Here is a 23,724-nt window from a genome sequence, read left to right as displayed (position 1 = left end):
CTAACAGCAATAAAAAGATCATGATCGCTTCATAACCTATAAAAAACGATTAATTATTAGTGAAAAATCATAGATTTGGCACCATGAAAACCATCCTTATCAAAGGCGCAACACTTGTCAATGAAGGCAAAACATTCGTTGCTGATGTCTATATAAAAGACGGATTTATTGAAGAAATTAACCCTGTGATAGACCGTAAGGCAGATCAGGAGATCAATGCAGAAGGTCTGCATTTGCTACCGGGGATGATAGATGACCAGGTGCATTTCCGTGAACCGGGATTAACACATAAAGCGGATATCTTTTCTGAAAGCATGGCAGCTGTAGCAGGAGGAATTACTTCCTTTATGGAAATGCCGAACACGGTTCCAAATACGCTGACACAGGAATTACTGGCAGATAAATATGAGATTGCCTCAGAAATGTCGCTCGCCAACTACTCTTTTTTCATGGGTGCCTCCAACAATAACATTGAGGAAGTGCTGAAGACAGATCCTGCAAATGTTTGTGGGATCAAAGTATTTATGGGTTCATCTACAGGAAATATGCTGGTAGATAATGAACAGGTGCTGGAAAATATCTTTAGTAAAGCACCTATGCTTGTTGCCACACACTGCGAAGATGAAATGACTATTCAGCGTAATATGGCTGCCTATAAAGAAAAATATGGTGAAAACATCACTATAGACATGCATCCGCTGATCCGTTCGGCAGAAGCTTGTTACCTCTCTTCTTCTATGGCAGTTTCCCTGGCTAAAAAACACAATACAAGATTACATATTCTCCATATCTCTACAGCGAAAGAAGTAGCCTTATTTGATGCTGTAACGCCGCTGATTGACAAGAGAATTACTGCCGAAGCTTGTGTGCATCATCTTTGGTTTGATGACCACGACTATACTGAGAAAGGCAACCTGATTAAATGGAACCCTGCAGTAAAAACAGCATTGGACAAAGCTGCGATTTTAAAAGGCGTACTGGATGGCCATATTGATGTAATTGCAACAGATCACGCACCACATACCATAGAAGAAAAAGCATTACCCTATTTACAGGCACCATCGGGAGGTCCACTGGTACAACATGCCTTATCTGCATTGCTGGAAATGTACCACGATGGAAAAATCTCTTTAGAACAAATTGTTGAAAAGACAGCACACAATGTGGCTACCTGTTTTCAGATAGACAGAAGAGGTTTTATCAGGGAAGGTTATTGGGCAGACCTGGTATTGGTTGACCTAAACGATCCCGTTAAGGTTACCAGAACCAATATTCTCTATAAATGCGGCTGGTCACCTTTTGAAGGTCAGACTTTTAAAGCAGACATCACACATACATTCATTTCGGGTAATCTTGCTTATTATAAGGGTAAATTTATGACTAATGAAACAGGAAAGAGACTAGCATTTAACCGCTAAACCTCCACAGCAGATGGCTCCTGAAATCAGAACTCAACTTAAAAAAACGGCAATATTATTTGCCATAGCATTGCTGATTTTCCTGTTTGGAATGAGCAGCAATGCTGTTGAATTTTTGTACTCCGATGGTTTTTACCAGTTGAGTGCTGTTGCACAAAGACTGATCAGTTCAGTGTTCCCTTTTGCCCTGGGCGACTTCATGTATCTGGCCCTTGTAGGGTATGTGCTGTTTTCTATTTTCAGGGCGGTAAAAAAGCTGATTACAACAAAAAAATATTTCGGCGGCAAATCAAATAAAACACTCCTGATCCAGCCTGTTAACTTTATGCTCATCCTTTATATCGTTTTTAAACTGTTATGGGGACTTAATTATTCCAGACCTTCTATCACCGGCAGATTAGGTATAAGTGATGAAAAATATACTACAAAAGATCTTGTAGCCTTAGGTGATTTCCTGATTAAACGTGTGAATCAGATCAAGGCCAGCCAGCCTGATCATCAGGGGAAGAAAGTTTATACAGCAGCCGGATTAGCAGCCGGATCCAAGAAAGCATATGATAAAATGGTAAAATTAAATCCATTTTTCAATTACAGATCCCCTGCTTTAAAACCAGTTTTATTCAGCTGGCTCATTACTAAAATAGGTATCGAAGGTTATTACTGTCCACCCTCCGGCGAGGCAAACATAAATATGAGACTGCCCGAATTTACTTTACCGTTTGTAGCATGCCACGAAATATCCCACCAGCTGGGTATAGCGAGAGAAGATGAAGCAAACCTGATAGGTTATATGGTCAGTACAAATAGTACCGATGTAGACTTTCAGTATTCGGGTAATTACAATATTTTAAGAAGCGTGCTCTTTGAGATGCGGATGAAATCTCCTGAGGATTTTGAAATACTTTATAAAAAAATCAATGCAGCTACACTCAATGACTTTCGGAAAGAACGTGAATTCTGGATGCAATATAATGGCGACATGTCTGCTTATATGAATGTAGCGCTGGACAAATTCCTTAAAATTAACAATCAGGTAAAAGGTACAGATAGCTACCAGGATATAGTTTTATGGGTTTTCAACCTGCATCGTAAAGAATTAAAAAATAATTAACCATCTTAATCTGCTTTCCTGATAAATTAGGCAATGAAACGTCCTTTCATTGTTATACTTCTTTTGATCCTGTCATTGGTCACCGGGTCATGGGGTTTCTTTGCCCACATGCGCATCAATCGTCTGGCAGTCTTCACGCTGCCTGCAGGAATGATCAGGTTTTATAAAAATAATATTACTTATGTGACCGAACATGCGGTAGACCCCGACAAAAGAAGATATGCAGATACAGCTGAGGCTGCGAGGCATTATCTCGATGTAGAAGTGTACGAAAACCATATAGATAGTATTCCCATGAAGTGGGAAGCTGCCGTGTTAAAATACGGACTAGTGAAACTGAATAACAATGGTATTTTACCCTGGCAAATTCAGCGCAGTTATTACAAACTTGTCAATGCCATGAAAGAGCGTGATTCCATGCGTATATTAATCAATTCCGCTTATCTGGGGCATTATCTGGGTGATGCGCATGTTCCTTTGCATACGACTCAGAATCATAACGGGCAACTCACTAATCAGGTGGGTATACATGGCTTCTGGGAAAGTCGCCTGCCAGAATTATACGCCTCAAAATACAACTACCTGGTAGGAAAGGCGATTTATATAAATGACCCTCTAAAAGAAGCCTGGAAAATTATCAGGCATACGCATTTACTCGTAGATAGTGTGCTATTAACAGAGGCAGATTTGAATCGTGCGTTTCCTGCTGACAGGAAATATAGTTATAGCGAACGCAATCAACAGGTAATGAAACAATATTCTGAAGCATATTCCAGGGCCTATCACGAGAGAATGAACAATATGGTGGAAAAACAGATGCAATTGGCCATTTTAGCGATTGGCTCCTACTGGTTTTCTGCCTGGGTAGACGCAGGACAACCGCAACTGGAGAACTTCCCAAAAAAAAGATCCGCTTCTGCTGATAAAAGAGCAGAAGCGGATCAGAATATAAAGTTTAATAAGGGCAAAATTATTGGTCGTGAGCCTTAGCTCTCCAACACTTCTTTGGCTTTAAATCTTGATTTCACTGCAGCATAGATAACAGGTACAAATGTCACCACCGCAATAAAGATAATCACAATAGAAAAGTTATTCTTGATGATTGGAATTTGTCCCAGTAAAAATCCTGCGAACAATAAACTTGCAATCCAGGCAATTCCACCAATCACATTGAAATAGGTAAATTTACCGAAAGGCATTTTTGCAACACCAGCAACAAAAGGTGCTATTGTTCTGATGATAGGTAAGAAACGACTGAAAATAATTGCTTTACCACCATGTTTTTCAAAGAACATATGCGATTTATTGTAGTATTCCAGCTTTAAAACTTTATTTCCTTCTTTAAAAACTTTGATCCCGAAATAACTCCCCAATCTGTAATTTAAACTATTACCAACAATTGCAGCGATAGTTAAGATGAGAAACATGATCCAGATATCCAGTCCTGTATTGCCTTTTGCAATCAGTGCACCGACTGCGAATAACATAGAATCACCGGGCAGGAATGGCGTCACCACAAAACCTGTTTCAGCGAAAATGATGATAAATAAAAAGAGGTAAGTCCATGTCTGGTAATTATTTACCAATTTAACGAGTTCTACATCTGTATGCAGAATAAATTGAATGAGCTGATTGATAATCTCCATAGGTATCTGAATGAAAAAACGTCATTACGATAGAATTTTATTCATCCGTAATGACGTTCAAAGATATGTTTTTTTTAATTAGTTGTAATTATTCAGCATAACCGGCATCACCAACATTAAAACGTCCTCGTTTTCATTATTAGTTTGCGGGATCAGCAGACCTGCACGGTTGGGAGTAGAAAGCTCCAAAGTCACTTCCTCACCACTTAGGTTACTTAACATTTCGATCAGGAAACGTGCATTGAAACCAATTTCCAGATCTTCACCTTCATATTGGCAGCTTAAGCGCTCATGAGCCTCATTAGCGAAATCCAGATCCTCCGAAGAGATATTCAATTCGGAGCCATTGATCTTTAGTCTGACCTGATGGGTAGTTTTATTAGCAAAGATCACCACCCTGCGTAATGTATTTAAGAACAAGGCCCTGTCGATAATCAATTTATTAGGATTATTAGCCGGAATTACAGCCTCATAATCAGGATAACGCTCATCAATCAAACGACAGACAAGGTTAATATTTTCAAACTTGAAAAATGCACTGGTAGCATTGTAATCTACAGAAACACTGATATCCGTTGATGGCAAAGCACCTTTTAATAAGGTAAGTGCTTTTTTTGGCAGAATGAAAGATGCAGTTTTATCAGCCTTGCTATCCATACGTCTGTATCTTACCAGTTTGTGTGCATCGGTAGCAACAAATGTGATATGCTGATCAGATAGCTGGCAATATACTCCGGTCATTGCAGGACGAAGTTCATCGTTACTCACTGCAAAAATAGTTTTTGTAATCGCCTCCGTCAATACTGAAGCAGGAAGGTTTACTGAAGAAGCATTTTCAACTACAGGTATTTTAGGGAAGTCGTCACCATTTTCACCACTCAATTTGTACTTACCATCTCCGGCACTGATTTCAATCGAGAATGTACTATCGTCGATATTGAAAGAAATAGGCTGATCCGGAAGCGTTTTTAAAGTATCTAATAAAATTCTTGCAGGAACAGCTACCTTACCCCCTTCTTTAGACTCTACAGGCAGAGATGTGGTCATACTAGTCTGTAAATCAGTTGCAGAAATGGTTAAATTTCCGTCTTTAATCTCAAAAAGGAAATTTTCCAGTATCGGTAAAACCGTACTGCTGCTAGACGCGCCATTAACCGTCTGTAAATGTTTTAAAAGCGTAGATGTGGATACAATAAATCTCATAATATGATCTTGTCAGTTCTCAAAAATATAAAAATTACCTTGTATACTTATGTTTGCGGTAATAATGTTGAAAAATTGCGAAGGATATTAACAATAAAAGGGGAAGAATCAGATTGATGATCTGCCACTTTGTTTTCCCGGTTCTCACTAATTGTTTATCCAATAGCCTGATCTTTACCTCTTTATTCCTTAAATCAATTAAATTCACTTCCGATGACAGGTAATCTGCTATGTTTAACAAGAATGCCTTGTTTCCAAAATTTCTTTGGGTATAACGATCGAAGCCCAGCGGAAAAACAGAACCATCACGACTGCTTACCTGGTTTCTGAAGGTATCTCCATCTCCAATCACAATCATTTTTGTCGACTTACTGGTTTGCGGACTATCATAATCCTCTGTAATTCCCGGTGGGATACCCCTGTTTAAAAACACTGAGGGAAAACTCCCTTCCAGTAAAACCGCAGCATGCTGTGGAGGATGAGCAAACAGACGCTGATCTGGCGTTTCTGCAATTGTACGCAGGGACAAAACCTCTGGTGTATTGTGCAGCTGATTAAAAGCAGAGGAATTGAGAATAAATGTTTTTTTCACACCCTTTACTCCCAGCGTGTCAACAGAACTGACAAATTCCGAACGGATGCCATCTATATTTTTGACCAGACTGCTGGAAGTATCCGGAAGGAGAACCGGATAATATATCCATGGTGCCATCTGGATATCACGTTGCTGACCGCCGTTCATTGCAACAGGGATTTCTGCGCAGTTCAGGTCTGCAATAAGGTTGTAGTTTATCCGGGCGCCATACATAAAAAGCATGTCATCCAGATTAAGTTTGTTGTTAAATGCCAATTGTTCTCCCGATCCCTGCAGACTATCAAGGTCTGCACTTACCTGATCAATACTCCACACTATCCTGCCGCCGTTCATTACAAAATAATTAATCTTGTATTTAACCGCTTCCGAAAATTCCTTTTGAGGTTTGATAACAAACAATATTTTGAGTTTATCCAGGCCTTTTTTATCAATGACATTGAGGTCTACCCGACCGACCTCATAGCTATCACCAAGCGCACGCATTGCATCTCCAATATATAGATCGGATGGTTCCCCGTTCCCTTCAGTGAAACCGATTCTTGGATGTTCAGCTGTAATTACCTTCTGAATAGCAGAAGTAAATACATATTCCAGGTTCTGGATGGAATTGTTGATATTCTCTTCATAGTTGCCCCCAGCATCAAGGTTCTGTAGCAATTTTACAGGGATTTGTTTATCTCCCGAAGCCACTATAGCCATAGGGAAAATAGTCTTCTGAGCAAATCCAGCATCGTTTTTGATGTTCAGATTAGTAGGCTCAATGCCGATGTTATACAAATTATTCAGAACTGTAGTTTGTTCGTTTTGCGGCAAACCAGCTATAGGATCAACGAACACTACTTTTATATGTGTGCTCTGGTTCGCTTTGTAATCGTCAAGCAAATCTGCAGTAGCATTTTTTAACCGTTTAAATGCTGCAGGAAGTGTTCCGTCCAAAAAGACGGTTATGGTAATGTCTGCCGGCAATTTATCAAGTACTGTTTTAGTTTTTGAATTTAATGTGAATCTATGCTCTTTGGTGAAATCGAAACGGGTATAGGTATACTGTGCTGCTATATTTAAAGCTACCAGCAGGAGTAAGAAAATTACCGTTCCGGTCCATTTGTTTCTGACTTCTTTTACCATTTCCTGCCTCCTATCACCAATCTTGTCATGCCTAAAAATAGGGTAATAAATGTAATAAAATAGATCAGATCACGCGTATCAATCACTCCCCGGCTCATCGACTGAAAATGCACATTTATACTAAGCCAGGCAAATACCGATTCTAATAAACTCAGCGAGAATATTTTGCTTAACGCATCGAAGCCGCTGTAGACAATAAATGATATAAAAACTGCTACAGCAAAAGCAATTACCTGATTTTTGGTGATAGCTGAAGAAAATATGCCAATCGAAACAAAAACAGCCCCCAATAATAGCAGCCCGATATAGGAACCCGTAACGGCACCACCATCAATATTTCCCTGGGGCAAACCCAACTGGACTATTGAATAATAATAGAGTAAAGTAGGAATCAGGGCGAAAATGACTAACACAAAACAAGCTAAATATTTACCCAGTATAATTTGCCAGTCGGACAGCGGTCTGCTCGCCAGCAAAATATAAGTCCCCTCCCTTCGCTCTTCTGCAAATGAGCGCATGGTAATGGCAGGAATTAAAAATATAAATAAGAAGGGGCTTAGACTGAAAAAACCATTTAATTCAGCATAACCATATTCAAGAATAGAGGTATCAGGAAAAAACCATAAAAGTAAACCAGAAACCAATAGAAATACGCCGATAGTAATATAGGCCATCAGGGAATTGAGTAAACTGAATAATTCACGTTTAAATACTGCGTACATGCTTAATTGGATAATGCTGCCGAAGTTATGTAAATATCAGGTAAATCAGAAAATTTAACCGCCCAAGCATTCACAACGACACAATAACCTAAATATCAGCTTATTAACAGCTATAAAAATGATTTAATCCTTTTAGCAAAGAAGAAAAAACAAGATGAACAGATCACCTGAAAATTCCTGATTTATATTTATATAATCAATTGATAATCAAAACATAAAACTTATAGCTATGAAAATAATTAAATCTATGGGTAATGCAAAGCTGATTTTCCTGATCGTAGCCTTTAAACTTCCCATATTATGCGGAAATGCACAACCAGTTGTTAAGGATCTGATCCCTGAGACAAATATAGTATACTATAAAACTAGTCTGGACTCGTTACTGATCGAGTATAAAGGAGATAAGTATTTGTATATATCTGGTCATGTTTATAAAAATGGACTACAGTACACAAAAAAGAGGAAAGGTTTTCTGAAGCATGCTGTCAGCGCCTTGAGTCAGATTTATAGGGGAAACGAGGGATCGGTTATGATCAATGAACTTGAACAGTCTACAAACAAATTCACGATAGAACAAGGGAATGGATATTTCAGAGCTGACGATGTGTGTAAGGCTTATGCAAACCAGTTCAAGACAGATCCGGAGCAGCAATCGACAAGAACTTCGTTAAATCAAGCCGGTATTGAAATTAATGGAGGTTCAGGAGGGATTATATCATGGAATCCCTATGGAACAGTTCTCCCTACAATTGAAGGTGGACAAGCAAACCCTTCGCTGGATTTAGCTCATGATATGTTTCATGGTTTGGATGCCAATCGTGGAATGCTGGACGATAGACCTGCAAATGGAATTGCCAAGAGCGAATGGCAAACTGTTTACAGAGAAAATATCTTAAGAAGACAGTTAGGCTTACCTCTCCGAACACATTACAGCTGGAATGTAGACATATCAGGCAATTTTATTGAAGGTAGCGGTAACAGGTTGCTGACGTCTGCTAATTTACCTATTTATCCGCTGTGGTATAAGCTTTAAAATATTATGGCCGGATGATCCGGCCATAATGTTAAATTTTTAAATGATTAGGATTAAAGACCAAAGTTATAAGCCAGTCTCAAACCAATAAATTTCGCAGTTCCATTGTTTGACCATGCTTCATACCTTGCACCTAAATCAATGGATCCTTTATCAGATACAGGAAATTCAACACCAATATTTGGTGTGTAGACAAATGAAGTTTCTGAATTATCTCCAGTAGTAAACGCAGCACCTAATTCACCACCCGCATAGAAATTTTCTGCCAAAAAGTATCTTGCACCTATTTTAACAGGTATAACGCCAAAGTTACCACCGTCAAAAGTGGCGAAACCAGGTATGGTAACGTCTTTGTATTTAAAATTGATATATCCAGCAGTAGCCGTAAAGTTTAATTTTTCAGCAATTGGAGTTTGAAATTGTAATGAACCACCATATCCGAAGTCAGTGTAATCACCAAAATCACCAGTTGGAAAAGCAAATTCAGCGCCAATACCTAATTTCTGACCACTCATAGCAGGGTCTTTTGTTTGAGCAGAAACATTCGAGATTGCGAACATTCCGGCGAGAGCTGTTAGTAAAAATAATTTTTTCATAACGTTTATTTTAAGTTTACAGTGTTGGTTAATTTACTGACCTCCTAAACAAAAAGTTGGCCAATCTTAACAACTGTTTAACAAATTGCTATTTCTCAATTAGTTAGCGTTCTGAAAATATCTTCCAGAGAATCAGTATGATGTTGACTTTTAAGAACAGTCAATGCAGAATTAGCAACAATTTCTCCTTTCCTGATGATAATCACCTGGTCGCAAAGTGCTTCTACTTCCTGCATGATATGTGTGGAAAGAATAACTGTCTTGTTGGCTCCAAGATCTTTTATTAAAGTTCGGATATCACTTAACTGATTAGGATCCAGTCCGGAAGTAGGTTCATCCAGTATTAATATCTCAGGCTGATGAATGATTGCCTGTGCAAGCCCTACACGTTGTTTATAACCTTTACTCAGCATATTTATTTTTTTATGCTGTTCTTCACCCAGGCCTACCCTGTCTATCACTTCTTTAACCTTCACAGCAGTATGCTCGAGCTGATAGGTATCAGCGACAAAAGCAAGAAACTCACGCACATACATATCCGTATACAAGGGCGTATTTTCTGGCAGATATCCCAAAATGCGTCTCATTTCCAGACTTTGGAGCTGTGTATCAAATCCACCAAGAGTTGCTCTTCCTGAAGTCGGTTGCAGATAGCCGGTGAGCATTTTCATTGTAGTAGACTTTCCGGCGCCATTAGGCCCCAGAAATCCGAGTATCTTACCTGGCATTGCCTCAAAACTCATTCCATTAACCGCTTTTTGTTGTCCGTAGTATTTTGACAATCCTTCTACCTTTATACTCATACTGAAAGCTCTCCTGCTCAAAAGTAATAATTAGCCTTTAATATAGATTAAAATTACCCCTCAAATTCTATCTTTGCAATATTATGGCCAAAACAAACGACGAACAATTTAAGAATGTGATCTCACACGCCAAGGAATATGGTTTTGTATTTCAAAGCAGCGAAATTTATGATGGATTAAGTGCCGTATATGATTACGGTCAGCTAGGTGCAGAATTAAAAAATAATATAAAAACCTATTGGTGGAAATCAATGGTTCAAATGCATGATAATATTGTAGGGATTGATTCTGCAATATTTATGCACCCTAAAGTATGGAAAGCAAGCGGACACGTTGATGGTTTTAGTGACCCGATGATCGATAATAAAGATTCAAAAAAACGTTACCGTGCCGACCAGTTATTAGAAGATAAGATTGCGCGTTATGAGAAAGACGGCAAAACAGATAAAGCTGCAAAACTGCAGGCTGATATGGATGATGCGCTAAAAGCGGAAAATCTGCAGCAGTTAAAAGTATTGATAGAAGAGCATGAAATCGCCTGCCCTGTTAGCGGAACGAAAAACTGGACTGATGTACGTCAGTTTAATCTGATGTTCAGCACCCAGTTTGGTGCAATGGCAGAAGGTGCTGAAGAAGTATATCTCCGTCCTGAAACGGCACAAGGTATCTTCGTAAACTTCCTTAACGTACAGAAATCCGGAAGGATGAAGATTCCTTTTGGAATTGCGCAGATCGGTAAGGCTTTCAGAAATGAAGTAATCGCACGCCAGTTTATTATGCGTATGCGTGAATTCGAACAAATGGAAATGCAATTCTTTGTTCGTCCGGGTGAGGAAATGAAATGGTACGCCTACTGGAAAGAAGCAAGACTAAAATGGCATACTGCTTTAGGAACTGACGCAGCTAAATACCGTTACCACGATCATGCTAAATTAGCTCATTATGCCAATGCAGCCGTAGATATTGAGTTTGAATTCCCGTTCGGATTCAAAGAAGTGGAAGGTATCCATAGCCGTACAGATTTCGATTTAACACAGCACCAGGAGTTTTCCGGCAAAAAAATGCAATACTTCGATAACGACTTGAATGAAGAAGGTAAACCTTATGGGAATTATGTTCCTTACGTTATTGAAACATCTATTGGTTTAGACAGGATGTTTTTGCTAACTATGATCAATGCTTTTGAAGAGCAGGATTTAAGTGAAGGTGAAAAACAGGATAGCCGTACAGTATTACACCTGCATCCTTGTCTGGCACCTATAAAAGCTGCTATTTTACCATTGACGAAGAAAGATGGTCTGCCGGAAAAAGCCAGGGAGATTATGGACGCTTTAAAACTGGATTATAACGTTGTCTTTGAAGAGAAAGATTCTATTGGTAAACGTTATCGCAGACAAGATGCTATCGGTACACCCTTCTGTATTACTGTAGATCATCAGACACTGGAAGATGACAGTGTAACTATCCGTCACCGTGACAGCATGGAGCAGCAAAGAATTGATATCAAAGATCTTGATTCGCTGATCGCAAGTAAAGTGAGCTGGAAGAACTTATTAAGATAAAAGCGATTTAATTCCTAATTTGTTATAAAAGCGACATCCCTGTTCTGAAACCTGTCTTTGCATTGCAAAAATGACAGCATCATACAAGGATGTCGTTTTTCCTTTTTCATCTGATCCCCGGCAGTTCTGATCAAAGCAAAGCCTTTTCATCTACACCTCGCTCATACAATACACCAGATAGTTTTTTCTCAGAACGTGTCAGTTTAGTCCTTGCATTTAAACGATCAACATCCAGTAACCGCTGTTCAATGATTTCCTGTTTTCTGGTCTGAACAGCAAAATAGGTCTGCGCAAATGCAATCTGGCTATTTGAAGCGTCTCCATTTTGTGCAATCAGGTAGCAAGCATACCTTGTTCATGCAATATCTTCCACTTGTCTAGTGCCTCCTTTGCCCAATGGGATCATTTTGTTGACGTCAACAAAATGATCCAGAATAGCTACAGCGCTGTTTTCGCATGCAGTCTTCGCGTTATTAATCACCTTCATAAAATTACGCCATTTGGCATATTTCAGAATTTGTTGCGGATCAAGAGCACTCCAGTGCTCTATTAAATCTTTTTCATATTTTACCTGTTCCAGGCGGACAAATAACTCTTCTATGAGTTACTTTTTCATATTTTTTGTACAATAAAATCACCTGATGAGGTGCCCCAGGCAAATATGCAACGGTAAGCCCCCCAATATTACAATAAAACAAATATAATTTAATTCATTTAAAATCACAATGAACTTTAGCGATACTTTAGAGTTAAAAATGAAATCCAGGATCTGTGTATTTATTAAGCGCGAGGGGGCAATTGATGTTTTCTTAAACCTTTCCTGAGTATTTTTGTCTATTCTGTACAAAAACATACACATCAACGTTTAAGGAACATGAAATCTATCGCTGCAGTCTTTTTATTTTTCTTCATGCTTAGTCCCGGATTACATGCACAATCATATATGTGGACTAAGCAAGAGCTTGATAATGCGAATACTGCTAAAAACACCCCTTACCTGAATGAAGAAGAAAAAAAGATAGTGTTCTATATGAACCTAGCACGCACAGATGGCGAAAAGTTTTTCAATACTTATTTCCAGGATTTTGTGGATGCCTATAATGCCGATATGAGGCAATACAGCAATTATGATGACCTGCGCGTAAACAGGAAAGACAAGTACTACAGGGGTCTGAAAGAAGATCTGCAGGAGATTAAAGGATTAACGTTATTTAGTCCGGATGAAACGCTGACTTATATTGCGCAGCAGCATGCCAAAGATTTGAGCAAGAACAATATTGCCGGGCATAATTCATTTGATGGCAGAACGGTTAAGGACAGGATCTATAAATACTATCCTGGTCGCGCTATTTCCGAGAATCTTGCATTCGGCTTCTCCAAAGGCCTAGCTAATGTATGTATGTTGTTACTGGACAAAAATGTGCCTGATCTTGGTCATCGAAAAACAATATTAGGCACCAGCTATAACCTGAGCCTTGTTGGTGTAAACATCAGGAAACATCCCGGATATCGCTATTGTGCGGTTGTAGACTATATTTCGGCACCCGCAGTAAGCCGTTAAGATCTGATTTCCGTAAATGGGAATCTATTCCTAACTTGCCCTCTTTAAGGTACCATCTGTTTTTAATATGCGTAAAGCCCTTCTTAAGTTTATAGATTTTTTTTACCCCCCATTTTCACGTTGGATACCTATTCATACTTTCAGGTATATCGTATCTGGCGGAACCAACACGGCAAGTGGAATTATACTCTATTTTCTGATCTATAATTACGTACTTCAACAGCAGGATGTCATACTCCCCTTCCGTCCTGGAATGATCACAGCACCTGTAGCCACATTAATTATTGAAGCACCGCTTACTTTTATCATCGGTTTTACGCTGAATAAATATCTGGTATTTACAAAATCAGATCTCAAAGGCAGAATCCAGCTCTTTCGGTATGCCATTGTAGTAGGGACAAACTTATTACTCAATTTCGCGCTGATTAAGTTACTGGTAGAGACCTTCAATTTTTATCCGACTATATCCAAGTTTATTACGACTATATTGCTGGCCGTGATGAGCTATTTTATACAAACGCACTTCTCATTCCGTGTAAAGAAGTAAATCATTGTGGGGTAAAACCAATATTATTTACTTGATAAATGTGATGGATCACCTTATATTAGGCAGATTCCAAATATAAAAATGTAATGAGTGATTTTAATGATTTTAATAACCCTCAGGTAGCCAATCTACCCAGGCATTTAAGGCAGTTTATTGTAGATCAGAACTACGAAAAATATACACCTGTAGATCAGGCAGTATGGCGCTATGTAATGCGTCAGAATTATAGTTATTTAAAAGACGTAGCTTACTATCCATATATCAAAGGATTGCAGCGTGCCGGACTGAGCATAGAGTATATTCCTGACCTGCAAACCATGAATGATAACCTGGGCAAGCTGGGCTGGGGTGCTGTTACTGTCGATGGATTCATTCCTCCCGCAGCCTTTATGGAGTATCAGGCTTACCGGGTATTGGTAATTGCAGCAGATATACGCCAGATCAATCATATTGAATATACACCAGCACCGGATATCATCCATGAATCTGCCGGCCATGCACCAATTATTGCAGATGCTGATTACAATAATTATCTAAGTTACATCGGGTCTATTGGTGCGAAAGCAATGTTTTCTGCTAAAGATTTTGAATTGTATGAAGCTATCCGTGAACTTTCCATATTGAAAGAAGCAGTTGATGCGCCCGAACATGATATAGTGAAAGCAGAACAACATCTGAACAGAATTGCCGAAAATATGGGCGAACCATCAGAAATGGCATTGCTGAGCAGACTGCACTGGTGGACGGTTGAATATGGACTGATAGGAAGCCTGGATGATCCAAAAATATATGGTGCCGGCCTGCTTTCATCTATTGGAGAAAGTGCAAGCTGTATGATGGATACCGTAAAAAAGATCCCCTATACTATAGACACGATCACATATGCCTACGATATCACTAAAACTCAACCACAGCTTTTTGTAACGGAAACTTTTCAGAATCTGATTGACGTTTTGGAGCAATATGCAGATACGATGGCCTTTAGAACGGGTGGATCAGCAAGTATCATGAAAGCGATCGACTCTAAAAACCCGGCTACAGCGGTATACAGCTCGGGATTACAGGTGACGGGTATATTCAGTGATATGGGGGTTAATTCCTCAGATGAGCTCACTTTTATCAAAACAACCGGCCCTTCTGCCCTGGCTATCAATGGCAAACAAATAGAAGGACACGGAAAATCTTATCATAAAGATGGATTCTCCTCACCGGTAGGCAGGTTGAGGAACAGTAACAAATCTCTGGAAGATTTCTCAGCTGAAGATCTGGCAGTATACGGACTTCAGGAAGGACAAAATGCGGATCTTCTTTTGGAAAGTGGTATCTCTGTAAAAGGGACTTTAACTCATGTTACGCGCAACGCAGACAAAATAGTATTGCTCACTTTGGAAAACTGTACCGTCAAAGGGGATAACGGAAACATATTATTCCAACCCGAATGGGGAACTTACGATATGGCTGTTGGTGAGCAGATTATTTCAGTTTTCAATGGTGCGGCTGACAAGGAAGCTTATGAGGAAATTACACACATGAGTACCAAGAAAACTGAAAAATTAACCTATGATAATCATACAGAGCGTCTGCATAGAATTTACAAAAGCATTCGCCTCATCAGAGAAAATGGACATTCTTACGGCCAGTTACCAACGCTGTTCGAAACACTAAAAACAGATTATCGTCAGGACTGGCTGTGTGCAATGGAGATACTCGAAATATTACAGCATACCCAGTACGATCCTATAATGGAAAAAGAAGTCAGGATTTACCTGGAAATGAAGGCCTCAAATGAGCCTGATCACAAAAAACTGATTGACGATGGCTTGCACGTAATTGCAAACCCCGTTACCCAGCTAATTACTGAAGAAGAATAAACATGAATATAGTATTAACAGGCGCCAGCAGTGGCATTGGCTTTGAAGCCGCATTAGAATTTACTTTGCATACCGATAATAAGGTAGTTTGTATTGCAAGATCAGCAGATAAGTTACGGAAACTATTAGAAATAGCCCGTGGAATAAATCCTGAATGTACTTTACTCCCGGTAGAGTTTGACATCGTAAATGACGACTATGCTGCGCTTGTTCCGTTCTTAGCACAAAGGTTAGGACATATTGATATTCTCATCAATAATGCGGGAACATTAATTAACAAACCTTTTCTGGAGACTACCGCAGATGAGCTGAATGAAATGCTGCAAAGCAATGTAGTAGGCCACTTTAATATGATTCAACAGCTCCTGCCTATGATGAAATCCGGAAGCCATATTGTTAATATTGGCAGCATGGGCGGATTTCAGGGCAGTGTTAAATTCCCCGGTTTATCAGCATATTCAGCCAGTAAATCGGCTTTGCACACTTTGACAGAATGTCTTGCTTTCGAACTGGCCCCATCGGGTATAAAAGTAAACTGCCTGGCATTGGGATCTGCACAAACAGAAATGTTGGAAAGTGCATTCCCCGGATATGAATCGCCTGTGATGGCATTTGAGATGGGAAAATATGTAGCCGATTTTGCCCGCACAGGGCATAAATATTTTAATGGAAAAATCATTCCGGTGGCTGTAACTACTCCTTAAAAATTATTTTTATATCTTTAAAGCGATATATGAAGAAAATCCTGATCCTGTTTTGTTTTGTATGCCTCTTTTCGACTACCGGAAGATCACAAACAGTACCTGCTAAATACAGAGAACTACTTGACAATATATTGATGCATATGCCGGCTAAGGAGCCAGCAAATGATCTCATCAGTTTCGCTAAATCTATGATCGGCATACCTTACCGGTATGCAAGCAGCAATCCTTCCATTGGTTTTGACTGCTCCGGATTTGTAAGTTATGTATTTAAAAACTTTGGAATTTCAACACCCCGCTCCTCTTCAGAATTTAGTATAGCTGGTGTTCCGGTAAAACTGGAAAATATAAAAGTAGGTGATGTACTTGTGTTTACCGGCACAAATCCCAGAATCCGGAGAGTTGGTCATGTAGGAATCGTATCATCCATTGAGGGAGATACGATTCAGTTTATTCATGCCACATCAGGTAAAGCACATGGTGTAACGATTACTAAGTTCAATGCTTATTATAAAAGCCGTTTTATGAAAGCGGTCAGTATGCTTTAAACTTCCATCAACACTACTTTCAGTGCGTCTTCAATATTTCCCTGCGCAAGCATTTCTTTAGCAAGCTCATGTAATTCGCGCTGGCGGTTATTGCCATCGCCTATAGTAGCATCTAATACTTCTTTCACCAGAGGATGGCTCCTCAGATCATCTATTTCCTCATCAGAAGGCATGCGTTCCAGATTACCGAGCATGCCCAGGTCATTCCCGGTAAGCACATAAGAATTCCTCACCCCTTTTGGTAAAGCATCTACTCCTATACCTAATGTGGTTAAAGGCTTGGCGACTTTAAAAAGATTCTCTGGAGTAACCCGGCAATACCAGTCGCCACCCAAACGGGCAACCAGATCTATTTTGGCCTGATCGATTTTCCCCTCCTCATCCAAAATTTCCTCTTTAATATGTATCAGTTTAATCTCTGCAAGAATGAGATTTCCAGCTCCCGGATTTTCGCCAAGATGAATAATCTCGGTTACTATACATTCCATTTGCACAGGTGCTTCAGCTACGCGGGGTGGTTTAACTAATTGGGAAGACAGCATGGTAAAGCCTGCCTTTTCGAACTCATTAATCCCTTTGGCGTATTCAGTACTCGCCAGACTGGTTTGTTGTACCATAGGATAATTAACGATGTTAATTACACACTCTTTTACTTCCAGAATATTCTCTAAAGTATGTTTAGTGGTATTGTCACGTACTCTTCTTGCGGGAGAAAATATGCACAGCGGAGGATTGGTACTGAACATATTAAAAAAACTGAAAGGACTCAGGTTGATATTTCCCGCACTGTCTATGGTAGTCGCAAAACATATGGGCCGCGGCGCAATTGCATATTGCAGGTAATTCTGCAATTGCGCCGGACTCAGATCTGAAGTTTTTATGGTCAGCATTATTTTTTCAGGGCTAAAATAGAAAAGTCTGTATCTGCCTTGCGGATCGTATTGCTCAACCTGCCCAGCCCGGTGATTTCCATTTCAACAATATCGCCATCCTGTAACCACTGTGGTTGATAATTAGGATCATTCAATAATCCAGTACCATTTAGTTCCAGGAAACAGCCTGTACCCACAGTGCCGGAACCAATTACGTCGCCTGGCAAAATATCTGCACCATAGGCGCAGCGCTCTATAATTTCAGCAAAAGTCCAGTCCATATCTGCCATATTTCCGGCAGACACTTCCCTGCCATTTACCGTACAAGTCATCTTTAAATTATAGGCATTACCAACATGACCGGTTTTGGCTTCCGTTTTATACTGTTCCAGTTCATCAGGAGTAACCAACCAGGGACCGATTACTGTGGAGAAATCCTTTCCTTTTGCTGGCCCAAGGTTTAACAGCATCTCCTCCATCTGCAGGGTTCTTGCACTCATATCGTTCATAATCATATAACCTGAGATATAGGCATCTGCTTCTGCAGCAGTTATATTTCTTCCCTTTTTTCCAATTACCACAGCCACTTCAAGCTCAAAATCCAGCTTCTGGAAATGATCTGGCATACACTCAATTTCACCGGGACCTTGTATCGCATTATGGTTGGTAAAATAAAAGATCGGATACTGATCAAATTCCGCAATCATATCCACTTTCCGGTTTCTGCGTGCCGCTGCAACATGCTGACGGAATGCATAACCATCTCTACAGGAACTTGGATGTGGAACAGGGGCAATAACTTCGTAAAAAGCTTCTTCTTTAGGTTCTATTTCGCCCGACTTAATCCTGGCATCTATTGCCAGCGCACGTTCCATCAATACTTCTGCATCCTGCAAAAAAGTATTCATGTCGTTAGGCAATTGCTTGTCGCAGGAATTCAGATTATAAATATGCCCGTTTACGAAAACACCCAAATGTTCTCTATCTTCTGTTTTGTAGGATACTAGTTTCATCGGTTGAATTAAATTTATATATGGTTAAACATGCCAAAGCTAGAAAATTTAGCGCAAATAGATTAAACTAAATCCAATAGAATATATGGTGAAAATTTGAAAACTGTTAATATAATTCTTAGATTAGTCGCGGCAACGATGACAAAAAGCAAATTAAAATATCAGGATCGTATTGCAAGCCAGGTTTTGGCTTCATTCAGATATGCTATGCTTTCAAAACTCATCTTTGCACAATATTCCTTATTTGCTTAATTCTATCTAAGCATCACAATAGAGTGTTTTACACACTTTATTCTCTTCATCAATTACATATTCTAACCAGATAACTTACAGTTATGCCTATTTATCATAAATTAGGAACTGTTCCCGCGAAAAGACATACGGTTTTCCGAAAACCAAATGGAGAACTGTATGCAGAGGAACTTGTATCCACAGAAGGCTTTTCAAGCTTGTATTCGCTTGTTTATCACTGCCATCCGCCGACCATTGTTAAATCTTTAGGGGAACCCTACTCTGTAGAGCCTAAAATTGCAAGGGAAAAACACCTGCGCCATACTTCCCTGATCGGATTCAATATCGCACCGGAGGACGATTACCTGAAAAGCAGGAAACCGGTATTGGTAAACAGTGACCTGCATATCTCATTGGCCGCCCCGCGCAAATCCATGACCGATTATTTCTATAAAAATAGTCAGGCCGACGAAGTGATATTTATCCATGAAGGTACGGGCACATTAAAAACAGGATTCGGGAAGATCCGCTTTGCTTACGGAGATTACCTTGTTGTACCCCGTGGTACTATTTATCAGCTGGAATTTGATAATGAGAAAAACCGGCTGTTTATTATAGAAAGCTTTAGTCCGATACGCTCTCCAAAAAGATACCGTAATGAATATGGACAACTGATGGAACACTCTCCTTATTGCGAACGTGATATCAGGAGACCGGAAGACCTGGAAACCATCGATGAATTTGGAGACTTTAAGGTATTGATTAAAAAACAAGGATTAATATATCCCTATACTTACGGCACACATCCATTCGATTTTGTAGGCTGGGACGGATTTCATTATCCATGGGCCTTTTCTATACATGACTTTGAACCCATTACCGGTCGTCTCCATCAGCCACCTCCGGTACATCAGACTTTTGAAGGCCATAACTTCGTGATCTGTTCTTTTGTACCACGCAAATACGATTACCATCCCTTATCTATTCCTGCGCCTTATAACCACAGCAATGTGGACAGTGACGAGGTATTGTATTATGTGGACGGGGATTTCATGAGCAGAAAAAGCGTAGTGAAAGGACAAATTACACTGCATCCGGGCGGGATTCCACACGGGCCACACCCGGGTACGGTAGAGAAATCCATCGGCAAGGAAAAAACGGAAGAACTTGCCGTAATGATTGATCCCTTCAGACCGCTGATGTTAACTGAAGATGCCATCAGCATCGAAGATGAAAGTTATCATAAAAGCTGGCAGATCAATATTGAATAATAGCCTCAACTCATTATAAACAAAAAAAAAGAACCCATGCAAACTTCATTTGTAGAAAAAGACCCTGAAACTAAAGATTTCTTACCACTGAATGGCACAGACCATGTGGAATTTTATGTAGGAAATGCCAAACAATCGGCCCACTTTTATAAGACCGCATTTGGTTTTAAAACTGTAGCCTATGCCGGCCCGGAAACTGGTTTAAGAGACCGTGCCTCGTATGTATTACAGCAGGGAAAAATCAGGTTAATTTTAACCAGCCCCCTAAAATCTGACAGCCCGATTATGGATCATATCAAAACTCATGGGGATGGCGTTAAAATCCTCGCCTTGTGGGTAGATGATGCTTACAAGTCTTATGAAGAGACGATAAAACGTGGTGCAAAATCTTATCAGGAACCACAAACACTCACTGACGACTTTGGTGAAGTGCGTACCGCTGGCATTTACACCTATGGAGAAACAGTACACCTGTTTGTAGAACGTAAAAACTACAATGGCGCATTTATGCCGGGATATATAGCGGTTGAAGGTGGTTATGAGCCGGAAAGCACAGGACTTTTATATATAGACCATTGCGTTGGCAATGTTGGATGGAACAGAATGAATGAAGCTGTACAGTGGTATGAAGATATCATGGGCTTTAAAAACATCCTGTCTTTCGATGATAAACAAATCAACACTGAGTATTCTGCATTGATGAGTAAGGTAATGAGTAACAAAAATGGTTATGTTAAATTTCCTATCAATGAACCTGCCGAAGGCAAAAAGAAATCCCAGATTGAAGAGTACCTGGAATTTTATGAAGGTGAAGGCGTACAGCATATTGCTGTAGCTACACATGATATTATCTCAACAGTAAGAGAAATGAAAAAGCGCGGGGTAGAATTCTTGAGTGCTCCTCCAAGGGCATATTATGAGACACTATTGCAAAGAGTAGGCAAAATAGACGAAGACATCGCTCCTCTACAGGAGCTTGGTATTCTGGTAGATCATGATGAAGAAGGTTATCTGCTGCAGATTTTCACCAAACCTGTGCAGGATCGCCCAACGCTTTTCTTCGAAATCATACAGAGAAAAGGCGCACAGTCTTTTGGGGCAGGAAATTTTAAAGCATTATTTGAATCTCTTGAGCGTGAGCAGGAACTGAGAGGAAACTTGTAAACATTCTGCTTAGGATATACTCGAGCCGGCCCCGAAAAGGCCGGCATTTTACGTTTAAAGCTTACGGATTGAAAAAAATTAGTACTTTCGTTATCGTCTGCAATCTAAAAAAGCATGTTAAACACTATTACCCATAACGTCAAGACATTTTCATCGCATTTTAGTACTGCGTTTAAGCTTTTCCAAAAAAATGACCCCTTAAGACTGGCTGGTGCCACTGCATTTTTCACCAACTTCGCACTTCCGCCTATCCTGCTGATTTTGATCAGACTCTTCGGATTTTTTATAGACAGAAAGATTATCGTAACCGGAATTTTCGAACGACTGTCAACAATTCTCGATGATAGCAGTACTAAACAGATCAGGCAGACACTTAGAAATATCAGAGGAATAGATCATCAATGGTATGCCACACTAATCAGTTTCGTATTTTTTCTATTTGTAGCAACAACCTTATTTACGGTAATAAAAAATTCAATGGATCAGATCTGGTCTATCGGGATTAAAGAGCACTCCAGTTTTCTATTTAAGCTTAAAATCAGGGCAAGGTCCATGGTCATTATACTTTTAGCAGGTATCTTATTTTTTGTGGGATTGCTGACAGACAGTATCCAGGCATTTATAGGTTCCTACATCAATACTGCCTCGCCTACATTTGGAAGAATGTTAATGAGTGTGCTGAATCAAATTTTGTTTATAGCTATTGTGACTACCTGGTTCACTGTGTTGTTCAGATTTCTTACCAGCGGAAGACCCACCTGGAAATCTTCCATCCGTGGAGGAATTTTAACAGGGATACTTTTTACACTCGGGAAGTACATTCTTCGTATTGCATTACCGCTAAGTAATATTGGAAACATCTACGGAGCATCAGGCTCAATCGTTTTAATTATGCTATTTGTCTTCTATTCTTCATTTATCTTCTATTTTGGCGCCTGCTTCGTTAAGGTATTAAGTGATGCGAAAGAAACACCTATAAGACCAATCAAGGGTGCATTTACCTATGAGATAAAAGAGATTGTAAAAGCAAACTAGTTTAATTGCTGAACAGGAGTCTGCTCAAAATCCTGCATTTCAAATACTGCAAGTTTACTCATCAGGTTATAATGAATGGTACCAAAGAAATTAATGATTCCATCTTTATTTTTGCCTTCGATGCAAACACTTCCTTTTGAAAGCTGGGGATGTTGCCTAAACTGGTCAACAAGAACATCTTCGTCCTTAATCTGGACATCAGCTATATCAATAGCGTACTGTTTCAATAGCGTAAGAAAGCTATTTCCATTCAACAACAGGTCTTTAATTATCATAGCGGTATATATTTTGGTTTGGAATATAAATATAGCAAAATTAAAGCCAAAAAAAATCGGGTAAACTACTAAAAGCTACCCGATTAACACCCAATTTGAATGTATTTATACGCTAAAATAATTTAAGTGCCAATCCAAGCGTGAATAGGCTAAGTCTCGTATCATTATAACCATCTTTACCAATTTTTGAAAGCCCTGCTTCGTATCTCAAGTCCACGCCAATCTGACCAATATCCAAGCCAGCACCGAACTGCCATGCCAGTGTCTGATCTTTGAATCTGCCATTAAATGCATTAGTTGCAGCAGCACCAAAGGACTGCTTTTTATCTAAAATAAAAGAAACTACAGGTCCCGTATTTAACCGTAAACCAATACCCGCAGCACCAATCTTGGTACCAATTAACAAAGGCACATCTAAACTTGTAAACTTAACCTTGTTTTCTAATCCATCTGCTTCGTTTACCAGCGTTGTGTTTTTACCTGATAAATAAAGCTCTGGCTGAAAATGAACACCAGCAGCACCAATCCTTGCCCATAAACCTGCGTAGTAACCTGCCTGATTATCACTGCTAAAAGTATTTTTTGTACTGAATTTCGAGAGATTTGCTCCACCTTTAACTCCAAATTGAACACTAGGCAATATCTGACAAAATGCAGTCGCAGTAAAGAAAAGTAATATTGCAGATAGAATTATCTTTTTCATAATTGATATTTTGTTTTTTTATAATAAGATTCAAATCTAAGCATTATTTTATGTCAAATTAAAATGACATTGCTTAATATTAATCAACCCATAATTGTTAGTTTTGTTTGACTGAATT

23 protein-coding genes are annotated in these 23,724 nt (G+C 39.4%); 13 read left to right on the top strand and 10 right to left on the bottom strand.

Annotated features, from left to right (window positions below; genetic code table 11):
• The first annotated feature begins 83 nt into the window (after nt 1-83).
• From OQX62_RS11495 to OQX62_RS11485, 3 genes are read left to right on the top strand one after another with little or no spacing between them, the layout of a single operon-like run.
• On the top strand, nt 84-1,418 hold the full coding sequence (locus tag OQX62_RS11495; RefSeq protein WP_265831679.1) for a dihydroorotase: 1,335 nt from the start codon (nt 84-86) through the stop codon (nt 1,416-1,418).
• Between the two features lie 13 nt (nt 1,419-1,431).
• Nucleotides 1,432-2,529: a DUF3810 domain-containing protein gene (locus OQX62_RS11490; RefSeq protein ID WP_265831678.1), complete on the top strand. Its 1,098-nt coding sequence runs from the start codon at nt 1,432-1,434 to the stop codon at nt 2,527-2,529.
• A gap of 33 nt (nt 2,530-2,562) precedes the next feature.
• Entirely contained in the window at nt 2,563-3,519 is a 957-nt protein-coding gene (locus tag OQX62_RS11485) for a zinc dependent phospholipase C family protein (RefSeq protein ID WP_265831677.1), read from the top strand.
• Here OQX62_RS11485 and OQX62_RS11480 read toward each other — a convergent pair.
• The 4 genes from OQX62_RS11480 to gldF form a co-directional block, all read right to left on the bottom strand.
• Complete coding sequence (locus OQX62_RS11480) at nt 3,516-4,175, bottom strand: VTT domain-containing protein (RefSeq protein ID WP_265831676.1); 660 nt, start codon at nt 4,173-4,175, stop codon at nt 3,516-3,518. The two genes, OQX62_RS11485 and OQX62_RS11480, sit on opposite strands and share 4 nt — an antisense overlap.
• Before the next feature lie 78 nt (nt 4,176-4,253).
• On the bottom strand, nt 4,254-5,378 hold the full coding sequence (gene dnaN / locus OQX62_RS11475; protein WP_265831675.1) for a DNA polymerase III subunit beta: 1,125 nt from the start codon (nt 5,376-5,378) through the stop codon (nt 4,254-4,256).
• Between the two features lie 34 nt (nt 5,379-5,412).
• A complete protein-coding gene (gene gldG / locus OQX62_RS11470; protein ID WP_265831674.1) occupies nt 5,413-7,098 on the bottom strand; it encodes a gliding motility-associated ABC transporter substrate-binding protein GldG in 1,686 nt (561 codons plus the stop codon).
• Complete coding sequence (gene gldF, locus OQX62_RS11465) at nt 7,092-7,820, bottom strand: gliding motility-associated ABC transporter permease subunit GldF (protein WP_265831673.1); 729 nt, start codon at nt 7,818-7,820, stop codon at nt 7,092-7,094. Before gldF ends, gldG begins: the two co-directional genes overlap by 7 nt.
• Before the next feature lie 229 nt (nt 7,821-8,049).
• Between gldF and OQX62_RS11460 the strand changes: the two genes are divergently transcribed.
• On the top strand, nt 8,050-8,853 hold the full coding sequence (locus OQX62_RS11460) for a M91 family zinc metallopeptidase (protein ID WP_265831672.1): 804 nt from the start codon (nt 8,050-8,052) through the stop codon (nt 8,851-8,853).
• A 53-nt stretch (nt 8,854-8,906) separates the two neighbouring features.
• Here OQX62_RS11460 and OQX62_RS11455 read toward each other — a convergent pair whose 3' ends face one another.
• Together OQX62_RS11455 and OQX62_RS11450 are read right to left on the bottom strand one after the other, a co-directional pair.
• The gene (locus tag OQX62_RS11455; protein ID WP_265831671.1) at nt 8,907-9,449 is read right to left on the bottom strand and encodes an outer membrane beta-barrel protein; all 543 of its coding nucleotides are present in this window, start codon (nt 9,447-9,449) and stop codon (nt 8,907-8,909) included.
• Nucleotides 9,450-9,544: 95 nt separating this feature from the next.
• The gene (locus tag OQX62_RS11450) at nt 9,545-10,252 is read right to left on the bottom strand and encodes an ATP-binding cassette domain-containing protein (RefSeq protein ID WP_265832172.1); all 708 of its coding nucleotides are present in this window, start codon (nt 10,250-10,252) and stop codon (nt 9,545-9,547) included.
• An 83-nt stretch (nt 10,253-10,335) separates the two neighbouring features.
• Between OQX62_RS11450 and OQX62_RS11445 the strand changes: the two genes are divergently transcribed.
• From OQX62_RS11445 to OQX62_RS11420, 6 genes are all read left to right on the top strand, one after another.
• A complete protein-coding gene (locus tag OQX62_RS11445) occupies nt 10,336-11,814 on the top strand; it encodes a glycine--tRNA ligase (protein ID WP_265831670.1) in 1,479 nt (492 codons plus the stop codon).
• Nucleotides 11,815-12,688: 874 nt separating this feature from the next.
• Complete coding sequence (locus tag OQX62_RS11440; RefSeq protein WP_265831669.1) at nt 12,689-13,375, top strand: CAP domain-containing protein; 687 nt, start codon at nt 12,689-12,691, stop codon at nt 13,373-13,375.
• Between the two features lie 67 nt (nt 13,376-13,442).
• Nucleotides 13,443-13,922 (top strand): GtrA family protein, encoded by a 480-nt coding sequence (locus tag OQX62_RS11435; protein WP_265831668.1) that lies wholly within the window; start codon nt 13,443-13,445, stop codon nt 13,920-13,922.
• 86 nt (nt 13,923-14,008) lie between these two features.
• Nucleotides 14,009-15,793: an aromatic amino acid hydroxylase gene (locus OQX62_RS11430; protein WP_265831667.1), complete on the top strand. Its 1,785-nt coding sequence runs from the start codon at nt 14,009-14,011 to the stop codon at nt 15,791-15,793.
• Nucleotides 15,794-15,795: 2 nt separating this feature from the next.
• Entirely contained in the window at nt 15,796-16,497 is a 702-nt protein-coding gene (locus OQX62_RS11425; protein ID WP_265831666.1) for an SDR family NAD(P)-dependent oxidoreductase, read from the top strand.
• Nucleotides 16,498-16,526: 29 nt separating this feature from the next.
• Nucleotides 16,527-17,042, top strand: coding sequence for a C40 family peptidase (locus tag OQX62_RS11420; RefSeq protein WP_265831665.1), 516 nt, complete (start codon nt 16,527-16,529; stop codon nt 17,040-17,042).
• On the opposite strand, the gene OQX62_RS11415 is transcribed toward OQX62_RS11420, so the two are convergent.
• Both OQX62_RS11415 and OQX62_RS11410 read right to left on the bottom strand, forming a co-directional pair.
• The gene (locus OQX62_RS11415) at nt 17,039-17,932 is read right to left on the bottom strand and encodes a flavin reductase family protein (protein WP_265831664.1); all 894 of its coding nucleotides are present in this window, start codon (nt 17,930-17,932) and stop codon (nt 17,039-17,041) included. The genes OQX62_RS11420 and OQX62_RS11415 overlap by 4 nt on opposite strands.
• Nucleotides 17,932-18,927 carry a fumarylacetoacetate hydrolase family protein gene (locus OQX62_RS11410; protein WP_265831663.1) on the bottom strand — a complete coding sequence of 332 codons (996 nt, stop codon included), beginning with the start codon at nt 18,925-18,927 and terminating at the stop codon, nt 17,932-17,934. The genes OQX62_RS11415 and OQX62_RS11410 overlap by 1 nt, the downstream gene beginning before the upstream one ends.
• A gap of 335 nt (nt 18,928-19,262) precedes the next feature.
• On the opposite strand from OQX62_RS11410, the gene OQX62_RS11405 reads away from it, so the two are divergent.
• The 3 genes from OQX62_RS11405 to OQX62_RS11395 all read left to right on the top strand — a co-directional run bounded on the left by OQX62_RS11405 (nt 19,263) and on the right by OQX62_RS11395 (nt 22,628).
• Nucleotides 19,263-20,429, top strand: a complete 1,167-nt coding sequence (locus OQX62_RS11405; protein WP_265831662.1) for a homogentisate 1,2-dioxygenase — start codon at nt 19,263-19,265, stop codon at nt 20,427-20,429.
• A gap of 36 nt (nt 20,430-20,465) precedes the next feature.
• Nucleotides 20,466-21,593: a 4-hydroxyphenylpyruvate dioxygenase gene (hppD, locus tag OQX62_RS11400; RefSeq protein ID WP_265831661.1), complete on the top strand. Its 1,128-nt coding sequence runs from the start codon at nt 20,466-20,468 to the stop codon at nt 21,591-21,593.
• Between the two features lie 114 nt (nt 21,594-21,707).
• Nucleotides 21,708-22,628 carry a YihY/virulence factor BrkB family protein gene (locus OQX62_RS11395; RefSeq protein ID WP_265831660.1) on the top strand — a complete coding sequence of 307 codons (921 nt, stop codon included), beginning with the start codon at nt 21,708-21,710 and terminating at the stop codon, nt 22,626-22,628.
• Here OQX62_RS11395 and OQX62_RS11390 read toward each other — a convergent pair.
• Together OQX62_RS11390 and OQX62_RS11385 are read right to left on the bottom strand one after the other, a co-directional pair.
• Entirely contained in the window at nt 22,625-22,903 is a 279-nt protein-coding gene (locus OQX62_RS11390; protein ID WP_265831659.1) for a hypothetical protein, read from the bottom strand. The genes OQX62_RS11395 and OQX62_RS11390 overlap by 4 nt on opposite strands.
• 112 nt (nt 22,904-23,015) lie before the next feature.
• The gene (locus tag OQX62_RS11385) at nt 23,016-23,606 is read right to left on the bottom strand and encodes a porin family protein (protein ID WP_265831658.1); all 591 of its coding nucleotides are present in this window, start codon (nt 23,604-23,606) and stop codon (nt 23,016-23,018) included.
• Nucleotides 23,607-23,724: the final 118 nt, after the last annotated feature.

The organism is Pedobacter sp. MR2016-24 (assembly GCF_026239655.1).
In the GTDB taxonomy this organism is placed as follows: Bacteria; Bacteroidota; Bacteroidia; order Sphingobacteriales; family Sphingobacteriaceae; genus Pedobacter.
This window is presented reverse-complemented; position numbering and strand designations above follow the sequence as displayed.

Excerpts from the sequence above, each read along its gene's own strand:
- OQX62_RS11495 (WP_265831679.1), top strand. The coding sequence starts at position 84 with ATGAAAACCATCCTTATCAAAGGCGCAACACTTGTCAATGAAGGCAAA.
- OQX62_RS11490 (WP_265831678.1), top strand. The coding sequence starts at position 1,432 with ATGGCTCCTGAAATCAGAACTCAACTTAAAAAAACGGCAATATTATTT.
- OQX62_RS11485 (WP_265831677.1), top strand. The coding sequence starts at position 2,563 with ATGAAACGTCCTTTCATTGTTATACTTCTTTTGATCCTGTCATTGGTC.
- OQX62_RS11480 (WP_265831676.1), bottom strand. The coding sequence starts at position 4,175 with ATGGAGATTATCAATCAGCTCATTCAATTTATTCTGCATACAGATGTA.
- dnaN (WP_265831675.1), bottom strand. The coding sequence starts at position 5,378 with ATGAGATTTATTGTATCCACATCTACGCTTTTAAAACATTTACAGACG.
- gldG (WP_265831674.1), bottom strand. The coding sequence starts at position 7,098 with ATGGTAAAAGAAGTCAGAAACAAATGGACCGGAACGGTAATTTTCTTA.
- gldF (WP_265831673.1), bottom strand. The coding sequence starts at position 7,820 with ATGTACGCAGTATTTAAACGTGAATTATTCAGTTTACTCAATTCCCTG.
- OQX62_RS11460 (WP_265831672.1), top strand. The coding sequence starts at position 8,050 with ATGAAAATAATTAAATCTATGGGTAATGCAAAGCTGATTTTCCTGATC.
- OQX62_RS11455 (WP_265831671.1), bottom strand. The coding sequence starts at position 9,449 with ATGAAAAAATTATTTTTACTAACAGCTCTCGCCGGAATGTTCGCAATC.
- OQX62_RS11450 (WP_265832172.1), bottom strand. The coding sequence starts at position 10,252 with ATGAGTATAAAGGTAGAAGGATTGTCAAAATACTACGGACAACAAAAA.
- OQX62_RS11445 (WP_265831670.1), top strand. The coding sequence starts at position 10,336 with ATGGCCAAAACAAACGACGAACAATTTAAGAATGTGATCTCACACGCC.
- OQX62_RS11440 (WP_265831669.1), top strand. The coding sequence starts at position 12,689 with ATGAAATCTATCGCTGCAGTCTTTTTATTTTTCTTCATGCTTAGTCCC.
- OQX62_RS11435 (WP_265831668.1), top strand. The coding sequence starts at position 13,443 with ATGCGTAAAGCCCTTCTTAAGTTTATAGATTTTTTTTACCCCCCATTT.
- OQX62_RS11430 (WP_265831667.1), top strand. The coding sequence starts at position 14,009 with ATGAGTGATTTTAATGATTTTAATAACCCTCAGGTAGCCAATCTACCC.
- OQX62_RS11425 (WP_265831666.1), top strand. The coding sequence starts at position 15,796 with ATGAATATAGTATTAACAGGCGCCAGCAGTGGCATTGGCTTTGAAGCC.
- OQX62_RS11420 (WP_265831665.1), top strand. The coding sequence starts at position 16,527 with ATGAAGAAAATCCTGATCCTGTTTTGTTTTGTATGCCTCTTTTCGACT.
- OQX62_RS11415 (WP_265831664.1), bottom strand. The coding sequence starts at position 17,932 with ATGCTGACCATAAAAACTTCAGATCTGAGTCCGGCGCAATTGCAGAAT.
- OQX62_RS11410 (WP_265831663.1), bottom strand. The coding sequence starts at position 18,927 with ATGAAACTAGTATCCTACAAAACAGAAGATAGAGAACATTTGGGTGTT.
- OQX62_RS11405 (WP_265831662.1), top strand. The coding sequence starts at position 19,263 with ATGCCTATTTATCATAAATTAGGAACTGTTCCCGCGAAAAGACATACG.
- hppD (WP_265831661.1), top strand. The coding sequence starts at position 20,466 with ATGCAAACTTCATTTGTAGAAAAAGACCCTGAAACTAAAGATTTCTTA.
- OQX62_RS11395 (WP_265831660.1), top strand. The coding sequence starts at position 21,708 with ATGTTAAACACTATTACCCATAACGTCAAGACATTTTCATCGCATTTT.
- OQX62_RS11390 (WP_265831659.1), bottom strand. The coding sequence starts at position 22,903 with ATGATAATTAAAGACCTGTTGTTGAATGGAAATAGCTTTCTTACGCTA.
- OQX62_RS11385 (WP_265831658.1), bottom strand. The coding sequence starts at position 23,606 with ATGAAAAAGATAATTCTATCTGCAATATTACTTTTCTTTACTGCGACT.